This window comes from Streptomyces sp. SID3343 (assembly GCF_009865215.1).
Classification (GTDB): Bacteria; Actinomycetota; Actinomycetes; order Streptomycetales; family Streptomycetaceae; genus Embleya.
This window is the reverse complement of sequence record NZ_WWJX01000135.1, coordinates 1-18,323: the sequence shown is the minus strand read 5'-3', so window position 1 is coordinate 18,323 and position 18,323 is coordinate 1. Positions and strand designations below refer to the sequence as shown.

Genomic DNA, 18,323 nt, shown 5'->3' with positions numbered 1-18,323 from the left:
ACCGCCGTCCGCGACACCAAAGCCCGCACCCGAGGCCGCCTCGAAGTCGGCCCGACCCCATGGGCAGCCTTCCTGGCCAGCCTCAAGCGGGCCTGAAACCCACCCGCGGGTCCCGCGTTCGGGGCCGTGATCGCAGCGAGGATGCTCGACCATGACTGCCCGACAATACGCGTGGCGAAAGTCCACCCACTCCGGCCAGGAAGGCGACTGCGTCGAAGTCGCCGCCGTCGCCGCGCACACCGCCGTCCGCGACACCAAAGCCCGCACCCGCGGCCGACTCGAACTCGGCCCGACCCCGTGGCGACCTTCCTGACCGGCCTCAAGCGCGCCTGAATCACAGCCACATCGGACGGGCATGCTGCTCGGCTCCGATGGAGGAACCTGTGCAGGCCGAGACGACCCGGCCCGACGCGAAGTCCCTCCTCAAGCCGGCACCGCTGAGTCGCCGCGCCCCGCGCTCTCCTCGTACGCGGGGCCCGGTCGGATGGCAACGGCCGCGGCTCGCCCGCCCCTTGACGCGGCCCGCTCTGGCCGGTGGTCTACCCGGACCGGATACGGAACGGGGGCCGGACGTGCAGGATCCTGGCCAGGCACGGCAGTTCGGGTACGAGGTCTCGCCGCGTCCCGCCTGCGAGACGTCTGGCGCCCAGGACTACGCGCACCGGCTCGACGGCGGTGTCGCGCCGGTACGCGGGCAGCGCGACCGGGCCAGGACCGTCCTGCCGGTCGTCGTGGCCGCCGCTGTCGGCGCGGTCGCCGCCTGGAGCGCGGTGCCCCCGCATCTGCGGGCGGGCCTCTTCATGCCCCCGGTGATCGCGGTCGGCGTGCTGCTGGTCCACTCGGCGTTTCACACGGCCCTGGACACGGCGTTCCGCACGGCCGCCCGGCAACAGCAGGTACTGCGCGAGCAACGTGGCAGGTCTGGCCGTGCCGCGTCGAGCCGGCCGCCGCCGAGGACATCGTCGCCGCCGTCCGGGGCACGCAACTCGTGGTCCCGCAACGGCACCCCGTCCCGGCCCGGATCTGCCGCATCCATCTGCTCGCACCGGTCGGCACCGCCGCACGCACCTGCATCGGGGCGGTGCCGCTGACCGTGTGGGACGCCATGACCGACGGGCTGGGCGCCGTGTGGGTCTGCGGCGACCTGCGCAACCCGCTGGTCATGGCCGCACCCGGCGGCACCCCGTGTTGGCAGGCCCTCCCCGCCGGCGTGCCGGCGGCCCAGTCCCCGACGCACCGCACCGCACCGAAGCCTCCGCGGTCGAGGACATCCCCCGCCAGGCCGGCCTCGACGCCCTGCGCACCTGGCTGACCTGAACATCACCGCCGGTGTGCGCTCTTCACGCACACGGCAGCGGCGGGCGTCGTCACCTCGTCAACGGATCATGCCGCCGGCGCGATGCGGACCATGCCGTTGATGATGCGGTCCATGGCGTCGCCGCCTCGCGGGTCGGTGAGGTTGGCGAGCATCTTCAGGACGAACTTCATCAGCATCGGGTGCGGCAGGCCGTGCTTGGTGGCGAAGCTCATCACCCGCGGGTCGCCGATCAGCTTCACGAAGACGCGGCCGAGCGTGTAGTAGCCGCCGTAGGTCTGCTTGAGGATGCGCGGGTAGTCGTGCAGGGCACGCTCGCGGCCCTCGGGGGTGAGCCGGCCCACGGCCTGGGTGATCACCTGGGCCGCGATCTCGCCCGACTCCATCGCGTACGCGATGCCCTCGCCGTTGAACGGGTTGACCATGCCGCCCGCGTCGCCGACCAGGAGCAGGCCCTTGGTGTAGTGCGGCTGGCGGTTGAAGCCCATCGGCAGCGCGGCGCCGCGGATCGGGCCCTCCTGGTTCTCGTCGGTGTAGCCCCACTCCTCGGGCATCCCGGAGACCCAGCCCTTGAGCAGGTCGCGGTAGTCGATGTCCTTGAACGCCGCCGACGTGTTCAGCAGGCCCAGGCCCACGTTCGACGTGCCGTCGCCCATGCCGAACACCCAGCCGTAGCCCGGGAGCAGCTTCTCCTGACCGTCGCGGCGGTCCCACAGCTCCAGCCACGACTCCAGGTAGTCGTCGTCGCTGCGCGGGGACTTGAAGTAGGTCCGGACCGCGACGCCCATCGGGCGGTCCTCGCGCCGGTGCAGGCCCATCGCGAGGGACAGCCGGGTCGAGTTGCCGTCGGCGGCGACCACGATCGGGGCGCGGAAGACGGTCTCCTCCTTGGAACCGTTCATCCGCACGTTGACCCCGACGATGCGGCCGGTGCGGTCGTCCAGGATCGGGCTCGTGACGTTGGCCCGCTCGTACAGCTTCGCGCCGGCCGACACCGCCTGGCGGGCCAGGATCTCGTCGAAGTCGGCGCGCTTGCGGACCAGTCCGTGCGCCGGGTAGGCGGCGAGGTCGGGCCAGTCGAGTTCCAGGCGCATGCCGCCGCCGAGGATCCGCAACCCCCGGTTGGGCAGCCAGCCGGCCTCGACCGAGGTGTCCACACCCATGTTGATCAACTGCTTGGTCGCGCGCGGGGTGAGCCCGTCGCCGCAGACCTTCTCGCGCGGGAACGCGGTCTTCTCCAGCAGGATCACGCTCACGCCGGACTTGGCCAGGTGATACGCCGTGGTCGATCCGGCCGGACCGGCCCCGACCACGATGACGTCGGCCTCGTGCGTCGAGTCGGCGCGCTTGGTGGTTGTGACGGGCGCTGCGTCGGTCACGACGACTCCCCTGGAAGTCTTTGGCGGCGGCACCGAAACCGGGACGGTTCCGGCCGGACGATTCTACGAGGAGCGAGGAACGGCTCCGCCCTCGGTGACATGCTCGGCGCGACGGTGAGTCGTGCGGCCGCGAGCCGCCCGAGGGCAGGCCGCTCACCCCCACACCGACCCGCCGCCTCGAATCACCCCACCGGTCGGAAGCCCCGGTGCAGCGCGACGATCCCGCCGGTCAGGTTGCGCCACGCGGGGCGCTCCCAGCCGGCCTTGGCCACCAGCGCCGCGAGCCCCGCCTGGTCGGGCCATGCGCGGATGGACTCGGCGAGGTAGACGTACGCGTCCGGATTGCTGCTGATCGCCTCCGCGACCTGCGGCAGCGCACGCATCAGGTATTCGACGTACACGGTCTCGAACGGCGCCCACGTCGGCCGACTGAACTCGCACACCACGAGCCGCCCGCCCGGGCGCGTCACCCGCAGCATCTCGCGCAGCGCGGCCTCGGTGTTGTTGACGTTGCGCAGGCCGAACGAGATCGTCACCGCGTCGAACGTGGCGTCCTTGAACGGCAACTGCGTCGCGTCGCCCGCCGTGAACGGCAGTTCGGGGTGCTTGCGCTTGCCCTCGCGCAGCATGCCGACGGAGAAGTCACACGGCACGACCTCCGCGCCCGCGTCCCGAAACGGCAGCGACGACGTACCGGTGCCGGCGGCCAGATCGAGGACGCGTTCCCCGGGGCGGGCGTCCACGGCGCGGGCCACCGCCTTGCGCCAGGACCGGTCCTGGCCCATGGACAACACCGTGTTGGTCAGGTCGTAACGCGCCGCGACCGCGTCGAACATCGAGGCGACTTCACGCGGCTGCTTGTCGAGAGAGGCTCGGGTCACCCGGCCATCATCTCGCGCCGCCGCCCTCCATCGTGCCCAGGGGCCACGCGAGAGCTCACGCGGGACCCGTACAGGAACCTCACGCGGGTCGCCCACAAGCACCGCACGGGGACGGGCACCCACGAGCCTTGCCTGGTCCCACGCAAGCCTTACCCGGGTCCCACGCAAGCCGCCGGGCGGACCGCACATGCACGCGGTCCGCCCGGCGGATGTCGAAACGCTTCGTCGAGGGTCACCGGCGGCCGACGCCGCCACCGACGCCACGCTTGTTGGCGCCGACGCCACCACCGACCCTGCCGATGCGGGCGCCGATGCCGACACCACCGCCTCCACCCCCGCTGCGACGACCCTTGCGGCGCGGGGTAACGGCGTGGACGAGCGAACGGATACGGGTGCTGACAGACATGGTGTGCCTTCCCTTCCCAAGCGGACAGAGCTCGGGTCGTTTCATGGCTTTTGCCGGAACCATCTCGTTCTGCTCAAGCGCCTGCCCGGGGTCCGCCCAGGTATGCACACCACTCGCCCGCACCGTTCAGCGGCGGTGCACCAACCGCCCACCCAGCACCGTCGCCACGCACGAGCCCGTGCCGTGCGCCACCAGCGCCGCGTACGGATCGCCGTCGGTCGGTACGTCGAAAACGGCCAGGTCGGCGAGTCCGCCGGCCCCCAGCGTGCCCGCGCCCGCGAGGCCACCCATCGCCGCCGCGCCGCCCACCGTGACCGCCTCGACCAGCCGCCGGTCCAGATCCGCGCCCGCGTAGCCCTGCCGAACCGCCAACTCCCGAGCCGCCGCCGCCTCTTCCCACATGTCCAGGGACGGTGACGAGGCCAACGAGTCGGTGCCGAGCGCGATCGGCGAGCCCTCCGCCAGGTAGTCGGCGATCGGCGGCTCGCCGGCCGCCAGGATCGCGTTCGAGCGCACACACAACGCGACCGCGGTACCGCGCTCGCGCAGCAATGCCCGGTCGTCCGCGGCCAGATGCACGCCGTGCGCGACGTGCACGTCGGAGCCGAGCCCCTCGAACCCGTCCAGGTACGCCGCGGGTCCGCCCCCGCTGCCGCCGTCGAGCAGTTCCAGGGCCATCCCGAACGCGCGGTTCAACTCCGCGAATCGGCCGGTGCCGTATCGGATGAACTCGGCCTCGTGCGCGGTTTCGGCCAGGTGTGGGTGCAGCCGCAGCCCCCGCTCGCGCGCGATGGCCGCGCACTCCTCGAACACGGCCGTGCCGACCGTGTACGGCGTGTGCGGCGAGACGCCCAACTCCCGCCCACCGCTCGCCCCCCGCAACGTCGACAGGAACGCCTCGCGCCGCCCGCCGGCCGCCCACATCGCGTCGTCCGCGATCACCTCGACGTAGCTGATCCCGCGCAGCCCCGACCGCCCGACCGGCACCAGCACACACGGATCGGTGACCACGTCGGCGGCGGCCGTCGTCCCCGAGCGCAGCATGTGGTGCACGCCGCGGCGCGCGCTCTCCTGCCACATGACCTCGGAGAACGTGGACCGTCGCTCGGTGAGGGTCCGGATCCACTCCGGGAAGGCGAGCCCGGACAGCGCGAGATCGCCGAAGTCGGTGTACTGGAGATGCGCGTGGGCGTTCACCAGTCCGGGCGTCAGGACACCGCGCCAGACCCGCTCGCGGGCCCCGGCGGACGCCAGTTCGGCCCGCGGCCCCACCGCGACGATCCGATCGTCCTCGACCAGGACGGCCCCGTCGCGGATGGGCTCCGCGGCCATGGGCAGGACAACGGACGCGCTGTGCAGGGTGGACGGCATGCGTCCATCATCCCAACCGTCCCGCGAACCCGACGAACCACCGTCAGGCCGGGCCCGACAAACCGCCGACCCGGCGCGTCTTCGCGCGCCCGCTCCGCCCGTCCGCCCGCCGTCCACCCGCCCGCAGCGCGCGAACCGTACAGCGCTTACTGCGTAGCGTCGTTCCACACCTCACGCAGAGTGGGAGGTCGCGTGCCGGCGGGAGGTACGGGCTGCGAAACCCTCCGAGAGGCGTCGGGGTCGTCGGCGCGGATGTCGATCCACGGGTAACGCGGGTGTCGGCCGTGGAAGATCGTGTCCACGGCGTCGTACTCCGCCTCGCCCAGCGTCGTCTTGTACGCGCACACGTTGTCGACCGGGAGCCGGACCAGTGCGGCGGGGTCGAGCGGTGTGTCCAGGACACCCCGCACGACCGGCAGCACCAGGATCCAGTCGTTGCCGTACGGGTCGGTCGCCGACCAGGACGACACCCGCAGGACCGGCTTCTGGATGCCGAAGCGAACGCTCACCCGGCGCCGGCCCCACGGCTTCTTCTTGACGAACGCGTAGACGACGTCCCCAGGCGACGGATGCATCGGCCCCCCGACCACTCCGGCAGGCTCGACAGCCCGCTACGGCCCATCGTCCAACACACGCCGCCCCACCGGAAGTTCCGGAGCTCCGAAGTTCCGGAGCTCCGAAGTTCCGGAGCTCCGAAGTTCCGGAGCTCCAGAGTTCCGGCGTTCCGGCGTCCCGGCGTCCCGGCGTTCCGGCGTTCCGGCGTTCCGGCGTTCCGGCGTTCCGAAATTCCGGCCAGGCTGTTCTCGTCCCCCGCGTCGGCTTCGCAGTCGGTCGGGGTGGCCTCGGGTGCGCAGGCGCCTACCGCGCGTCGACGACCTTCAGTTCGGTGCGCTTGGGCGCACCGTCGAGGGCGGTCGACGAGAAGTGCGAGACGACCTTGTCGTCGACCGGGTCGTCCGCCGGGTCGGTGTGTACGACCAGGTGGTTGTAGGTCGTGTCGCGCTGCGCGGGGACGCGGCCCGCCGTGCGGATCAGGTGCAGGAGTTCCATCCGGTTCGAGCGGTGTTTGGCGCCCGCCGACGAGACGACGTTCTCCTCCAGCATCACCGAGCCCAGGTCGTCGGCGCCGTAGTGCAGCGTGAGCTGCCCGGCCTCCTTGCCCGTGGTCAGCCACGAGCCCTGGATGTGCGCGACGTTGTGCAGGAACAGGCGGGCGACCGCGATCAGGCGCAGGTATTCGAGCAGGGTCGCCTGCGTCTGCCCCTTCAGGTGGTTGTTCTCGGGCTGGTAGGTGTACGGGATGAACGCGCGGAAGCCGCCCGTGCGGTCCTGCACGTCGCGGATCATCCGCAGGTGCTCGATCCGCTCGGCGTTGGTCTCGCCGGTGCCCATGAGCATCGTCGAGGTCGACTCGACGCCCAGCCCGTGCGCGGTCTCCATGATCTCCAGCCACCGCTCGCCGGACTCCTTGAGCGGCGCGATGGCCTTGCGCGGCCGCTCCGGCAGCAGTTCGGCGCCCGCGCCGGCGAACGAGTCCAGGCCCGCCGCGTGGATCCGCGCGATGGCCTCCTCGATGCCCACGCCGGAGACCTTCGCCATGTGCTCGACCTCGGACGCCCCGAGCGAGTGGATGACCAGTTGCGGGAATTCGGCCTTGATCGCGGCGAACGAGCGTTCGTAGTACTCGACACCGAAGTCCGGGTGGTGCCCGCCCTGGAACATGATCTGCGTACCGCCGAGTTCGACCGTCTCCGCGCAACGGCGCAGGATGTCGTCGATCTCGCGGACCCAGCCCTTCTCGCTCTTGGGCGGGGCGTAGAACGCGCAGAACTTGCACGCCGTGACGCACACGTTCGTGTAGTTGATGTTGCGCTCGATGATGTACGTCGCGATGTCGACCGTGTCCGCGTAGCGGGCCCGGCGCGCGGCGTCGGCCGCGCGGCCGAGCGCGTGCAGCGGCGCGTGGACGTACAGGGCGAGCGCCTCGTCGGGCGAGATGCGCCCACCGCCGGCGGCCCGGTCCAGGACCGGCTGGAGATCGCTGATCACGGGGAAGCCTCCGAATAGGACGAACACGACGTCACAAAAACCCCGGCGAGCCTATCTCGCGCGGTCACCGGTCAGCCCCGGTGGTCGAGCAGGTGTACGCGCACATCGGCCGGATACCCGGTGTCGTGCGCCGTGCGGCGGGCGAACTCGGCCATGCCGGCGAGTTGGCGTTCACCGAGCGAGTAGTCGAGCGCCTCGGTGTAGTAGCGCTCCAGGGTGGCGGCGTCGAACGCCTCCCACCGGGCCACGTGCTCGCACACCTTCCCCACTTCCCGCATGCACAGGTCGCGTGATTCGAGGAAGGCCCGGTGCACCTCGCGCACCGCCTCCGGGTGTGCGGCGAAGAAGTCGCGGCGCGCGGCCCACACGGCGAAGACGAACGGCAGGCCCGTCCAGTCCTTCCACTCCTGAGCGAGGTCGTAGACCTTCAATCCGAGCCGGGGCGCGTCGTAGAGCGTCGCGCGCAGGGCGACGTCGCCGATCACGACCGCGGCCTCCGCCTCCTGCATCATCAGGCCGAGGTCGGGCGCCGACGTGAAGAACTTCGGCGCGACGCCGTACTTCTCCTCCAACAGCAGCCGCGCGAGCCGCACCCCCGTACGGCTTTGCGAGCCGAGCGCCACGTGCGCGCCGTCCAGCTCCTCCAGCGGTACCTGGCTGACCAACATGACCGACATCACCGGCCCGTCGGCGCCCACCGCGATGTCGGGGAGCACGACCAGGTCGTCCGCGTGGCGCAGGAACTCGACGACGCTGATCGGAGCGATGTCGAGGTCGCCGCGCACGAGCGCGTCGTTGAGGTTGTCCGGCGTGTCCTTGGTGAGATCCAGGTCCACCAACGAGCCCGTACGGGCCAGGCCCCAGTAGATGGGCAGGCAGTTGAGGTACTGGATGTGGCCTACTCGGGGTCGCCGGCGGCCGTCTTGCGGGACGTTGTCCACAGTGTCCATCCATGCAGGCTATGCCTGTGGACGCGCATCCCCCGTACCGCCCCGGGCAGACGTCGTCCGAAGAGCGCGCACGATACGGGCGTGCAACAGCGCTGCCACAACCGACCACAACCCACGCCGCCTGCCGGTGGCAGCGTCGGGCAGCCGGCATTGTCGTGGCCCGGACCGACTTCGCAGGAGTCACCACTTTCCACCCACGGAGGAAGCGATGCACTCGTCCCCGGGCTCGTACCCGCCGGGTCAAGGCGGTGGCGGGTACCCTCCGCCTCCGTCGCCCTACGCGTCCACACCCGCGCCGCCCCCGCCCTATCCCCCGGGCGTCCCGGGCCCCGGCCCGGGCGGTCACGGCGGCTACGGCCCGCCGCCGAGGCGCCCCGCGAAGCCCCCGTACAGCGCCCTGCGCGGCACGGTCGCCGGGCTCAGCCTGGTGCTGGCCGTGCTGCTGTCGATACCGGCGCTGTCGGCGATGTGGGTTCGCTGGGAGGTGGTGTCGTCCGAGGGCTTCACCGACAACATGGTCGAACTCATCGACGAGCCCGCGGTCCGCAGCGAGGTCGCCCGGTTGATGACGGACGAACTGATCCGGCAACTCCCGGCGAACCTGCGCGGCCAGGTGCAGCCGGCGCTGTTCACGGCCGCCGTGAACGCCGCCATCGCGCGGCCCGACTTCAAGCCTGTCTGGCGCGACGGCGTCTCGACCGCGCACGACGTGGTGATGTCCACGCTGCTCGGCCGGGACAGCAAGAACGTGAAGGTCGACGGCGACAAGGTGGTCGTCACCCTCAAGACGCCGATGGACACGATCGTGCGCGAACTGGGCGCGGCGGGGGTGCCCGTGTCGACCGCAGGGCTGCCGACGACGATCCCGATCGACCTGGCGCAGCTGCCGGACACCACCGAGGAGCAACAGGGCCGGGACGCGCTGCGGGCCGTCGACGACGCGGGCGTGTGGCTGCCGATCCTGGCCATGGCGTTGCTGGTGATCGGCGTGGCGGTCGCGGTGAACCGGTTCCGCGCCCTGGTCATGACGGGCATCGGCCTGGCGCTGACGAGCGGCCTGCTGCTGCTCATGGTGTCCGCGGTCAAGGGGCCGGTCGCCGACGAACTGGCCACCAGGGAGACCCTGAACCGAGACGGCGTGGAAGCGGTCTACACCATCTTCACCGACTCGCTCACCACGATGTCGTGGTCGGTCTTCGCCGCCGCGATCGTCGCGGTGGCGGTCGGCACGATCGGCCTGACCGTGGGGGCCCGGCGCCGCTAGTACCGCCGGCACCGCAACTGCGGGGCGCCGTGACCGGAGCACGCGGTGGGGGCACTACTGCTCACCACTTGTGACAGCCCGGGACCGGCATACGACATCGTCACCGGTGTCGTGCCGACCACGTGCGAGAGATCTTGGCCGGACCACGTGCGAGAGATCTTGGAGTCGGAGGGGTCTCGGCCCCGATTCGAGCCCCTCGACTCCAAGATCTTTGCATCCGGGGCTCGGCTACTCCAGGTTGCGCGAGGACGTGTCGTCGTCGTCGCCCTGGTCGATGTGGATGTCGTCGACCGAGATGTCGACCTCGACCACCTCCAGCCCGGTCATCCGCTCGATCGACTCGATCACGTGGTCACGGACGGCCGCCGCCACCTCGGCGATCGGCGCGCCGTACTCGACGACGATGCTCAGGTCCACGGCGCACTGCTTCTCGCCGACCTCGACACTGACGCCGCGCGCGACGTCGGGACGACCGCCGGGGACCGCCTTGCGCATCGCCGCGAAGGCCCGCGACACACCGGTTCCGAGCGCGTACACCCCCGGGATCTCGCGGGCCGCGAGGCCGGCCACCTTGGCCACGACGCCGTCCGCGATCGAGGTGCGCCCCCGATCCGTCGCGAGCGCGGTCACCTCCGTGAGGTGTGCGGACGATCCGGAGCGCTCGACGCGCTCCGGCCGCCCGGTGGTCGTGTGCTGGTCTGCGCGGGCGGGAGTGTCTGCCATGGCTGGAACCTCTGCTTTCGGCGCTTTGTGAGGGGTGGGGGCTCCCCTGCATGAGGTGTGACCCCTTCCCCGACGGTTCCTCACGCAATCCGGGCGAATTAATCCGATCGGCCGTGAAAGTGAACTGGAACATGTTTCATTTCACTGTCCTCCAACCGTTCAGGAGGGTTGCTCCCGCACACGTCCACGGCTTGTGATGGGTGCCGCATACCTGTCCAAGGAGGAAACTGTGGAGCGGTTCCAGGATCGGCGCATCATCGTCACCGGTGGCGGCTCGGGCATCGGCCAGGCCACCGTGCTCCGGCTGTTGAGCGAGGCGGGCACCGTACACGCGATCGACGTGAACGCGGACGGCCTCGACAAGACCCGGGCGATGGCGGCCGAAAAGGGTCTCGAAGCCCGGCTGAGCACCGGCGTCCTCGACGTCTCGAACGAGGACGCGGTGGGCACCGACGTGGCTGCGGCGATCGAGCGCCTGGGCGGCCTGGACGTGCTCGTCAACGCGGCCGGCATCCTGCGGGCGGGGCACACCCACACGTTCCCGCTGGAGACGTGGAACAAGATCATCACGATCAACCTGACCGGCACGTTCCTGATGACGCGCGCCGCGCTGCCCGCGCTCCTGGAGACCGGCAACGGCGTGGTGATCAACTTCAGCTCGACCTCGGCGAGCTTCGCGCACCCGTACATGGCGGCGTACGCGGCGAGCAAGGGCGCGATCGACGCGTTCACGCACGCGATCGCGCTGGAGTACAGCCGTCAGGGCCTGCGCGCGGTCAACGTGGCCCCCGGCAGCATCTCCAGCGGCATCGTGGACGACACCCCCAACCAGGTGCCGGACGACGCCGACTGGGAACTGTTCGGCAAGCTCATGCCGATCATCGGCGAGGGCATGGCCCACCCCGACGTGATCGCCGGCATGATCGCCGCCCTCGCGTCGGACGACGGCCGCTTCGTGACCGGCACGTCACTGCGCATAGACGGCGGCACGCACGCGTGACTCGCCCGACGCGGTAGTACGTACCACCGGCGGCGCGGGGTCGCCCGACGCCGAACAGGCGCCGTACCGGGACGAGATGTCCCGTACGGCGCCTGCCGGAAGTCACACCTGCGGCGTGGTCAGCCGATGTTGTAGCAAACGTTGCCGAACGCCGGGTTGATCAGCCCGACCACGTTGACGCTGTTCCCGCAGATGTTGACCGGGACGTGGACCGGGACCGCGATGTTGTTGCCCGACGCGACGCCGGGCGAGTTGACGGCAGCGCCGTCGGCGCCCGCGCTCGCGCTGGCGGCACCCATGCCCGCGGCGAGGATGCCACCGGCTGCGGCGGTGATGAAGGCCGCCTTCTTGACCGTGTTCATTCTTCCTCCATGTCACAGTGCCGCACGAACGGTTGCGGCACGTGGGACAACGAAGGGAACGGCGAAGGGCAACGCCCCCGACGCCGGTCGGCCGCCGATTCACCCCTACGTGAACGCGTGCTTGCGCCGTACGCCGGTGACCCGCGCGGGCGCACGGCCCCGCGCCCGGTGCGAGCGCCCGCGGGGAGCGCCCGGCACGACGGCGCCCCGCGGAGCCGGGGCTTCGCGGGGCGCGATGGGGACGTGGTGACGAGCTGTGGGCGTGCTGCGAACGCACTGTGGGGGCGCTGCGGACGGGCTGTGGACGGTTTCCGGTGTCGCGGGCGAACCCCCGTCGGGGGCACCCGATCCGACCCGACGTCAGGCGTCCTCGTCGTCCTCTTCGTCTTCGCCCTCGGGCTGCTCGGCGCCCTCGGACTGCCAGCCGGCCTCGCTCAGTTCGGTGCCGGCGATGTCCTCGACGAGGCCGAACGGGTCGATCAGGTAGGAGACCGACTCGGCGAGGTCCGCCTCGATCGCGGCGATCGCGTCCGTGCGGTCGCCGGCGGAGAGTTCCTCGTCGGCCTTGACGGTCTCGAGCGCAGCGGCTCGCAGCGCGTCCGCGTCGGTGACCTCGAGGACGATCTCGAGGTTCAGCCGAATGTACTGAGTGGTGGAGTCGGAGGTAGTCGCGTTGTCCATGACCGCGAGCCTACGGGCCGGCGGCGAACCCGTGTCGCGCTGACGCGATGACGCGCCGCACGGCCGCTCGGCGGCGTCAGCGGTGGCCGTACGTCACCGCGGTCACCATCAACGCACCGAAGACGACGGAGAACCCGAGGATGTAGATCGCGATCCGGATCCACATGCCCATGGCCCGGCTCTTCTCGCTCTCGATCATGGCGAACTCCTTCTCCGTGACATGCGTGACACGCGTGACATGCGGCATACGTGCGATCTGTGCAGGGCGTGCAGGGCGTGCAGTGCCGGCGCGGTACCTGCTCTGCGGGCCGGCGGTCCGTGCGGCGACTTACGCGTGGGAGGGAAGGCACGCCGAGAACGCCACGAGCGACGGCGCCGCGTGCACCATCAAAAACTCGACCGGCAAGTGAGCGTCGGCCGACTCCATCCGGTGCGCGAGCCCCGAGTCGAAGTGCGCGACGTCCCCCGGCCCGAGCAGATGGGGAGTCCCGTCCAGGGTCAACCGCAGCTGGCCGGACGTGACGTACAGCCATTCCTCGCCGGGGTGCACCCGGCCCGGGCCGTCCGCCCGCCCCGGAGGAACCCGTACCCGCAGTGCCTGCATGCCGCGGCGGGTGCTGCCTGCGCGCCAGTACGTCCAGCCGTGCGCGTGCACCGGTTCGGCGGTCGCGGCCCGCACCACCGGCTCGGCCGCGGCGATGTCCTCGCCGAGCAGTTCGGACACGGTGGTGTTGTACGCGCGAGCCAGGGTCAGCAACGCCGGCAACGACGGTTGGCGGCGCTCGTGTTCGAGCCGGGAGAGGTAGGCGACGGAGAGCTTGGTGAGCTGCGCGGCCTCTTCGAGCTTGAGTCCGTTGGCCCGACGGGCCACACGCAGGCGGTCGCCGAGGCCGGTCGGTACGGGACCGGGCTCGTCGGTGTCGTAGCTTGGGGGTACGGCCATGCTTCGAGGTTAGGCAGGGCATGACCACACAGGCAATTAACTTGCCTCTGAGGCAAACGGCACCGCAGTCGGCGGTCGCCCCGCGCCCGTCCCGCGCCCCCCATCGGCCCCCCGCCCCGTCTCACTCCGCTACGCGCAGCGCCCCGCCGCCGAGTCGCTCCGCGGCACCGTGGCCTGAACGAGCACCACGCCGTCCTCGTAGCTGCGCCGACCGACCAGCCCGGCCCGCTCGAAAAGCGCCAACATCCGGCGATTCCACGGCAGCACGTGCGCGCGCAGGTCGGTGAGCCCGCGCTCCGCCGCGATCTCGACGAGCGCGCACAGCAGCGCGGTGCCCAGGCCCCGGCCCTGCCACGCGTCCTCCACGAGCAGCCCCACCTCACCCGTGGCACCGCCCGCCGGGTGGAAGAGCGTGGCCATCGCGCCGATCGTGCCGTCCGGGGCGGCCGCGACCAGGCTCACCCCGTCCCGCGGCTCCAGCAGGCGGGTCAGTGCGCTCTCCGGCAGCCGCGGCGCGGACGTGAAATAGCGCAATCGGCGGGTCTCCGCCGAGCAACGCTCGTGCATCTCGCGGACCCCGGCGGCGTCCTGGAGCCGGGCGACGCGCACCCGTACGTACGAGGGCCACTCGCCCCCGTCGGCGTCGCCGCCGACCATGGTGAGTCGGGCTCGACCGATCACTCGTGCAGCCGTCATGTCCGGGTCGCCTTTCGCCGCCGGGACGGGGTCCTTGTGGGTCCGTCCCTGTCGAACCCCCACGGTGTCGATGCGGTGTTACGCGTCGACTACGTGGGCGTGTCCGGCGTGGACCGTTCCGATGACGACCCTCGTCCCGGCGGCGGCGCTACCCGCGTCAACTCGCGAGATGCCCCAGCAGGTCCTGCCTGGTGACGACGCCCTGCGGCTTGCCGTGCACGAGTACGAGCGCCGCGTCGGCCTTTTCGAGCACCGCCGCGAGCCGGGTGATCGGCTCGCCCGAACCGATCACCGGCATCGGCGCCGACATGAACTTCTCCAGCGCGTCTCCCGCGGCCGCGCGGCCGGCGACGAGCGCGTCCAGCAGATCGCGCTCGGCGATCGACCCGACGACCTCGGCCGCCATCACGTCGGGGTGACCCGCGCCCGGCTTGACCACGGGCATCTGGCTGACGCCGAACTCGCGCAGGATCGCGATCGAGTCGCCGACCGTCTCCTCCGGGTGCACGTGCACCAGGGCTGGCAGGTCGCCCTGCTTGCGGGCGAGGATGTCGGCGACCGTGGCCACGTTCGGATCGGCGTCCAGGAAGCCGTAGTCGGCCATCCACTCGTCGTTGAAGATCTTCGAGAGGTAGCCGCGGCCGGAGTCCGGCAGCAGCACCACGACCACGTCGTCGGGCCCGAGACGCTCCGCCGCACGCAGCGCCGCGACCACGGCCATACCGCACGAACCGCCGACCAACAGGCCCTCCTCGCGGGCGAGCCGGCGAGTCATCAGGAACGAGTCCCGGTCGGACACCGCGATGATCTCGTCGGGCACCGCTGCGTCGTACGCGGTCGGCCAGAAGTCCTCACCGACGCCCTCGACGAGATACGGCCGGCCACTGCCGCCGGAGTACACCGAGCCCTCCGGGTCGGCGCCCACCACGCGGACCCCGCCGTTGGACACCTCCTTGAGGAAGCGCCCGGTCCCGGTGATCGTGCCGCCCGTGCCGACACCGGCCACGAAGCACGTGATCCGCCCGTCGGTCTGCTCCCACAGCTCGGGGCCGGTGGACAGGTAGTGCGACTCGGGGTTCTGCGGGTTCGAGTACTGGTCGGGCTTCCACGCACCGGGCGTCTCGCGCACGAGCCGGTCCGACACGTTGTAGTACGAGTCGGGGTGCTCGGGGTCGACGGCGGTCGGGCACACCACGACCTCGGCCCCGTAGGCGCGCATGACATTGATCTTGTCCATGCTGACCTTGTCGGGGCACACGAAGATGCACTTGTAGCCGCGCCGCTGCGCGACCATCGCGAGCCCGACACCGGTGTTGCCGGACGTCGGCTCGACGATCGTGCCGCCGGGCCGCAGCGCGCCCGACTGCTCGGCCGCGTCGATCATCCGCACGGCGATCCGGTCCTTCACGGACCCGCCGGGATTGAAGTATTCGACCTTGGCGAGCACCGTCGCGGACAACCCGGTGGTGACGGAGCCGAGCTTGACGAGGGGGGTGTCGCCGATCAGGTCGAGCATTGATTCGTGGTACCGCACGGAACCTCCGCCATGAGTGCGCAACAACCGGGGCCGGATGGCCGAAAATCTTCGAAATGCACTAGCTTCGCCCAGCCTATCGGCGCATTTCACCGAGTCCCCCAAAGCCGAAACACACCAGCCCGGCGGAGGCCGAGGGGCCGGCTGCGCCCACCGACGGCCCGAATCCCGCAGCGCCCCTCGGGACGCAACCGGTGGGCGGGCGGAAACCCTCCCGACCCGACCGGGACGCGACCGGTGGGCGGGCGGAAACCCTCCCGACCCGACCGGGACGCGACCGGTGGGCGGACGGGAACCCTCCCGACCCGCCCGGGACGCCGCGCAACCGAACCCGACCCGCCCCCGGCGACCACAGGAGAGACAGACGGTCGGTTAGGGTCGGCGTGAAGGTATCCGACGGGGAGGAGCCCGGGGTCTTGTACACGACGGGTGGCACCGAGGCCCGCCGATGATGCGCACCCGCATGGCCCGCCGAGTGGCTGCCGCGGCCGCGTTCGGCGGTGGCGGCGTGGGCGTTCTGACCGGCGCGATGTTCGCCGTACTGTTCGCCGAGGCGAAGATGGCCCGCCGTACGGTCGGCGAGCCCGACAGCGCACCTCCCACGGCCGACGGGATGTACGGCGACCTGCCGGGCGATCCGATCATGTTCGCGGTGTTGGGCGACTCCACCGCCGCCGGCCAGGGCGTCGAGAACCCGCTCCAGACCCCCGGCGCGCTGCTCGCCTCCGGCCTGGCCGCCGTCGCCGAGGTCCCCGTACAGCTCGTCAACGTCGCCTTGACCGGCGCGCAGTCCTCCGACCTGGAGCGCCAGGTCACGCTCGCGCTCCGGCACGAGCTCGACGTCGCGATGATCATGATCGGCGCGAACGACGTCACCCACCGGATGCGCCCCGCGGAATCGGTGCGCCACCTCGAACACGCGACGCGCCGGCTGATCGCCTCCGGCGTCGAGGTGGTCGTCGCGACGTGCCCCGACCTGGGCACGATCGAGCCGATCGCGCAGCCGCTGCGCTACGTGGCCCGCCAGTGGAGTCGCAATCTCGCCGCGGCGCAGACGATCGCCGTGGTCGAGGCCGGCGGCCGTACCGTCTCGCTCGGTTCGTTGCTCGGCCCCGAGTTCCTGGCCCGTCCCAAGGACCTGTTCGGCCCGGATCGCTTCCACCCCTCCATCGAGGGCTACGCGACTGCGGCGATGGCCTCGCTGCCGTCACTGTGCGCGGCCCTGGACCTGTGGCCGCTGGACGAGGTGACGCCCGACAGCTTCCGCGGCGAGGGCGTCCTGCCCATCGCCCAGGCCGCGATCGAGGCGGCCTGCGAGGGCGGTACCGAGGTGGCCGGCACCGATGTCGGCGGCCGTGAGCGCGGCCCGCGCGGCCGCTGGGCCCTGCTGCGCCACCGCAGGCGGCAGCAGATCCCCACGCCGGCGACGGTGGCCGCGGACGGCGCCGCGGCCACCGACCCGGAGGCCGCGTCGCAGGTCGACCCCGGTGCGGCACCCACACCCCGGGGCGACCGGGGTAATGTGGCGGAAGAAATCTGACTGGTCGTCAGTTACCGCGTGGGGCAGGTCGCATCCGTTGCCCCTCCCGATTTCGGCTACCAGGCAGTAACTTCAGCGTCAGTTGCGCCCCCGCATCGACGAGAGTCCCTCCGGGTCCTCGTACCGACGGCCGCAAAGACCAACAAGGAGTCCCGATGCCCGAAGCAGTCATCGTCGCCACCGCCCGCTCCCCGATCGGTCGCGCCTTCAAGGGTTCCCTGAAGGACCTGCGGTCGGACGACCTGACCGCCCTCATGGTCAAGGCGGCCCTGGACAAGGTCCCGTCGCTCGACCCCAAGGACATCGACGACCTCATGCTGGGTTGTGGTCTGCCCGGTGGTGAGCAGGGCTTCAACATGGGCCGCAACGTCGCCGTACTGCTCGGCTACGACCACCTGCCCGGCACCACGATCACCCGCTACTGCTCGTCGTCGCTGCAGACCACGCGCATGGCGATGCACGCGATCAAGGCCGGCGAGGGCGACGCGTTCATCTCCGCGGGCGTCGAGATGGTCACCAGCACGCGTGGCAAGGGCAGTAGCGACTCGATCCCCGACACCAAGAACCCGATCTTCGCCGAGGGCGCGGCGCGTACCGCCGAGGCCGTGGAGAAGGGTTCCACGTGGACCGACCCGCGCGACGCGGGCCTGCTCCCCGACGTGTACATCGGCATGGGCTTCACCGCCGAGAACCTGGCCCAGCACAAGGGCATCTCGCGCGCGCAGCAGGACGAGTTCGCGGTCCGGTCGCAAAACCTCACCGAGAAGGCGATCGCCGACGGCTTCTGGGCCAAGGACATCACGCCGGTCACCCTGGCCGACGGCACCGTGGTGGCCAAGGACGACGGCCCGCGCGCCGGCACCACCCTCGAAGGCATCTCCGGCCTGAAGCCGGTCTTCCGCCCCGACGGCACCGTCACCGCGGGCAACGCGTGCCCGCTCAACGACGGCGCCGCCGCAGTCGTCGTCATGTCGGACACCAAGGCCCGCGAACTCGGTCTGACCCCGCTCGCGCGGATCGTCTCCACCGCCGTGTCGGGCCTGTCCCCCGAGATCATGGGCTACGGCCCGGTCGAGGCGTCGCGCATCGCGCTCTCGCGCGCCGGCCTGACCACGTCCGACATCGACCTGGTCGAGATCAACGAGGCGTTCGCCGCCCAGGTGATCCCCTCCTACCAGGACCTGGGCTTCGACCTGGACAAGGTCAACGTCAACGGCGGCGCGATCGCG

Annotated in this window: 20 protein-coding genes; 6 read left to right on the top strand and 14 right to left on the bottom strand. The window is 71.2% G+C overall.

Annotated elements, in window-relative coordinates:
• Positions 1 to 151 precede the first annotated feature (151 nt).
• The gene (locus GT354_RS04380; protein ID WP_161354831.1) at positions 152 to 313 is read left to right on the top strand and encodes a DUF397 domain-containing protein; all 162 of its coding nucleotides are present in this window, start codon (positions 152 to 154) and stop codon (positions 311 to 313) included.
• A 259-nt stretch (positions 314 to 572) separates the two neighbouring features.
• Entirely contained in the window at positions 573 to 1,091 is a 519-nt protein-coding gene (locus tag GT354_RS04375; RefSeq protein WP_161354830.1) for a hypothetical protein, read from the top strand.
• A gap of 292 nt (positions 1,092 to 1,383) precedes the next feature.
• Here the strand turns inward: GT354_RS04375 and GT354_RS04370 are convergent, their stop codons facing one another.
• The 7 genes from GT354_RS04370 to GT354_RS04340 form a co-directional block, all read right to left on the bottom strand.
• Positions 1,384 to 2,694: a geranylgeranyl reductase family protein gene (locus tag GT354_RS04370; protein WP_161354829.1), complete on the bottom strand. Its 1,311-nt coding sequence runs from the start codon at positions 2,692 to 2,694 to the stop codon at positions 1,384 to 1,386.
• 182 nt (positions 2,695 to 2,876) lie between these two features.
• Entirely contained in the window at positions 2,877 to 3,575 is a 699-nt protein-coding gene (locus GT354_RS04365; protein ID WP_161354828.1) for a demethylmenaquinone methyltransferase, read from the bottom strand.
• A 232-nt stretch (positions 3,576 to 3,807) separates the two neighbouring features.
• A complete protein-coding gene (locus tag GT354_RS04360; RefSeq protein WP_161354827.1) occupies positions 3,808 to 3,981 on the bottom strand; it encodes a hypothetical protein in 174 nt (57 codons plus the stop codon).
• Between the two features lie 126 nt (positions 3,982 to 4,107).
• Positions 4,108 to 5,352, bottom strand: coding sequence for an amidohydrolase family protein (locus tag GT354_RS04355; protein WP_161354826.1), 1,245 nt, complete (start codon positions 5,350 to 5,352; stop codon positions 4,108 to 4,110).
• 146 nt (positions 5,353 to 5,498) lie between these two features.
• Complete coding sequence (locus tag GT354_RS04350; RefSeq protein ID WP_161354825.1) at positions 5,499 to 5,927, bottom strand: hypothetical protein; 429 nt, start codon at positions 5,925 to 5,927, stop codon at positions 5,499 to 5,501.
• A gap of 283 nt (positions 5,928 to 6,210) precedes the next feature.
• Positions 6,211 to 7,401 (bottom strand): cyclic dehypoxanthinyl futalosine synthase, encoded by a 1,191-nt coding sequence (gene mqnC / locus GT354_RS04345; RefSeq protein WP_161354824.1) that lies wholly within the window; start codon positions 7,399 to 7,401, stop codon positions 6,211 to 6,213.
• Positions 7,402 to 7,472: 71 nt separating this feature from the next.
• Positions 7,473 to 8,351: a menaquinone biosynthesis protein gene (locus GT354_RS04340; RefSeq protein WP_161354823.1), complete on the bottom strand. Its 879-nt coding sequence runs from the start codon at positions 8,349 to 8,351 to the stop codon at positions 7,473 to 7,475.
• A gap of 208 nt (positions 8,352 to 8,559) precedes the next feature.
• On the opposite strand from GT354_RS04340, the gene GT354_RS04335 reads away from it, so the two are divergent.
• Positions 8,560 to 9,615 (top strand): hypothetical protein, encoded by a 1,056-nt coding sequence (locus tag GT354_RS04335; RefSeq protein WP_161354822.1) that lies wholly within the window; start codon positions 8,560 to 8,562, stop codon positions 9,613 to 9,615.
• 228 nt (positions 9,616 to 9,843) lie between these two features.
• Here the strand turns inward: GT354_RS04335 and GT354_RS04330 are convergent, their stop codons facing one another.
• Positions 9,844 to 10,338, bottom strand: a complete 495-nt coding sequence (locus tag GT354_RS04330; protein WP_161354821.1) for an Asp23/Gls24 family envelope stress response protein — start codon at positions 10,336 to 10,338, stop codon at positions 9,844 to 9,846.
• Positions 10,339 to 10,567: 229 nt separating this feature from the next.
• Between GT354_RS04330 and GT354_RS04325 the strand changes: the two genes are divergently transcribed.
• Positions 10,568 to 11,338: an SDR family oxidoreductase gene (locus GT354_RS04325; protein WP_161354833.1), complete on the top strand. Its 771-nt coding sequence runs from the start codon at positions 10,568 to 10,570 to the stop codon at positions 11,336 to 11,338.
• A 119-nt stretch (positions 11,339 to 11,457) separates the two neighbouring features.
• Here GT354_RS04325 and GT354_RS04320 read toward each other — a convergent pair whose 3' ends face one another.
• From GT354_RS04320 to GT354_RS04300, 6 genes are all read right to left on the bottom strand, one after another.
• Complete coding sequence (locus tag GT354_RS04320) at positions 11,458 to 11,700, bottom strand: chaplin (protein ID WP_161354820.1); 243 nt, start codon at positions 11,698 to 11,700, stop codon at positions 11,458 to 11,460.
• Between the two features lie 360 nt (positions 11,701 to 12,060).
• Positions 12,061 to 12,381: a hypothetical protein gene (locus GT354_RS04315; RefSeq protein ID WP_161354819.1), complete on the bottom strand. Its 321-nt coding sequence runs from the start codon at positions 12,379 to 12,381 to the stop codon at positions 12,061 to 12,063.
• 76 nt (positions 12,382 to 12,457) lie between these two features.
• On the bottom strand, positions 12,458 to 12,580 hold the full coding sequence (locus tag GT354_RS55645) for a hypothetical protein (protein WP_272923750.1): 123 nt from the start codon (positions 12,578 to 12,580) through the stop codon (positions 12,458 to 12,460).
• A 129-nt stretch (positions 12,581 to 12,709) separates the two neighbouring features.
• On the bottom strand, positions 12,710 to 13,324 hold the full coding sequence (locus tag GT354_RS04310) for an XRE family transcriptional regulator (RefSeq protein WP_161354818.1): 615 nt from the start codon (positions 13,322 to 13,324) through the stop codon (positions 12,710 to 12,712).
• Between the two features lie 129 nt (positions 13,325 to 13,453).
• Positions 13,454 to 14,020 (bottom strand): GNAT family N-acetyltransferase, encoded by a 567-nt coding sequence (locus tag GT354_RS04305; protein WP_161354817.1) that lies wholly within the window; start codon positions 14,018 to 14,020, stop codon positions 13,454 to 13,456.
• Positions 14,021 to 14,177: 157 nt separating this feature from the next.
• A complete protein-coding gene (locus tag GT354_RS04300) occupies positions 14,178 to 15,554 on the bottom strand; it encodes a cystathionine beta-synthase (RefSeq protein ID WP_161354816.1) in 1,377 nt (458 codons plus the stop codon).
• A 448-nt stretch (positions 15,555 to 16,002) separates the two neighbouring features.
• On the opposite strand from GT354_RS04300, the gene GT354_RS04295 reads away from it, so the two are divergent.
• Complete coding sequence (locus tag GT354_RS04295) at positions 16,003 to 17,094, top strand: SGNH/GDSL hydrolase family protein (RefSeq protein ID WP_161354815.1); 1,092 nt, start codon at positions 16,003 to 16,005, stop codon at positions 17,092 to 17,094.
• A 155-nt stretch (positions 17,095 to 17,249) separates the two neighbouring features.
• A partial coding sequence (locus tag GT354_RS04290; protein WP_161354814.1) for an acetyl-CoA C-acetyltransferase occupies positions 17,250 to 18,323 on the top strand: 1,074 nt, incomplete at its 3' end.

Excerpts from the sequence above, each read along its gene's own strand:
- GT354_RS04380 (WP_161354831.1), top strand. The coding sequence starts at position 152 with ATGACTGCCCGACAATACGCGTGGCGAAAGTCCACCCACTCCGGCCAG.
- GT354_RS04340 (WP_161354823.1), bottom strand. The coding sequence starts at position 8,351 with ATGGACACTGTGGACAACGTCCCGCAAGACGGCCGCCGGCGACCCCGA.
- GT354_RS04305 (WP_161354817.1), bottom strand. The coding sequence starts at position 14,020 with ATGACGGCTGCACGAGTGATCGGTCGAGCCCGACTCACCATGGTCGGC.
- GT354_RS04350 (WP_161354825.1), bottom strand. The coding sequence starts at position 5,927 with ATGCATCCGTCGCCTGGGGACGTCGTCTACGCGTTCGTCAAGAAGAAG.
- GT354_RS04320 (WP_161354820.1), bottom strand. The coding sequence starts at position 11,700 with ATGAACACGGTCAAGAAGGCGGCCTTCATCACCGCCGCAGCCGGTGGC.
- GT354_RS55645 (WP_272923750.1), bottom strand. The coding sequence starts at position 12,580 with ATGATCGAGAGCGAGAAGAGCCGGGCCATGGGCATGTGGATCCGGATC.
- GT354_RS04330 (WP_161354821.1), bottom strand. The coding sequence starts at position 10,338 with ATGGCAGACACTCCCGCCCGCGCAGACCAGCACACGACCACCGGGCGG.
- GT354_RS04315 (WP_161354819.1), bottom strand. The coding sequence starts at position 12,381 with ATGGACAACGCGACTACCTCCGACTCCACCACTCAGTACATTCGGCTG.
- GT354_RS04295 (WP_161354815.1), top strand. The coding sequence starts at position 16,003 with ATGATGCGCACCCGCATGGCCCGCCGAGTGGCTGCCGCGGCCGCGTTC.
- GT354_RS04355 (WP_161354826.1), bottom strand. The coding sequence starts at position 5,352 with ATGCCGTCCACCCTGCACAGCGCGTCCGTTGTCCTGCCCATGGCCGCG.
- GT354_RS04310 (WP_161354818.1), bottom strand. The coding sequence starts at position 13,324 with ATGGCCGTACCCCCAAGCTACGACACCGACGAGCCCGGTCCCGTACCG.
- GT354_RS04360 (WP_161354827.1), bottom strand. The coding sequence starts at position 3,981 with ATGTCTGTCAGCACCCGTATCCGTTCGCTCGTCCACGCCGTTACCCCG.
- GT354_RS04335 (WP_161354822.1), top strand. The coding sequence starts at position 8,560 with ATGCACTCGTCCCCGGGCTCGTACCCGCCGGGTCAAGGCGGTGGCGGG.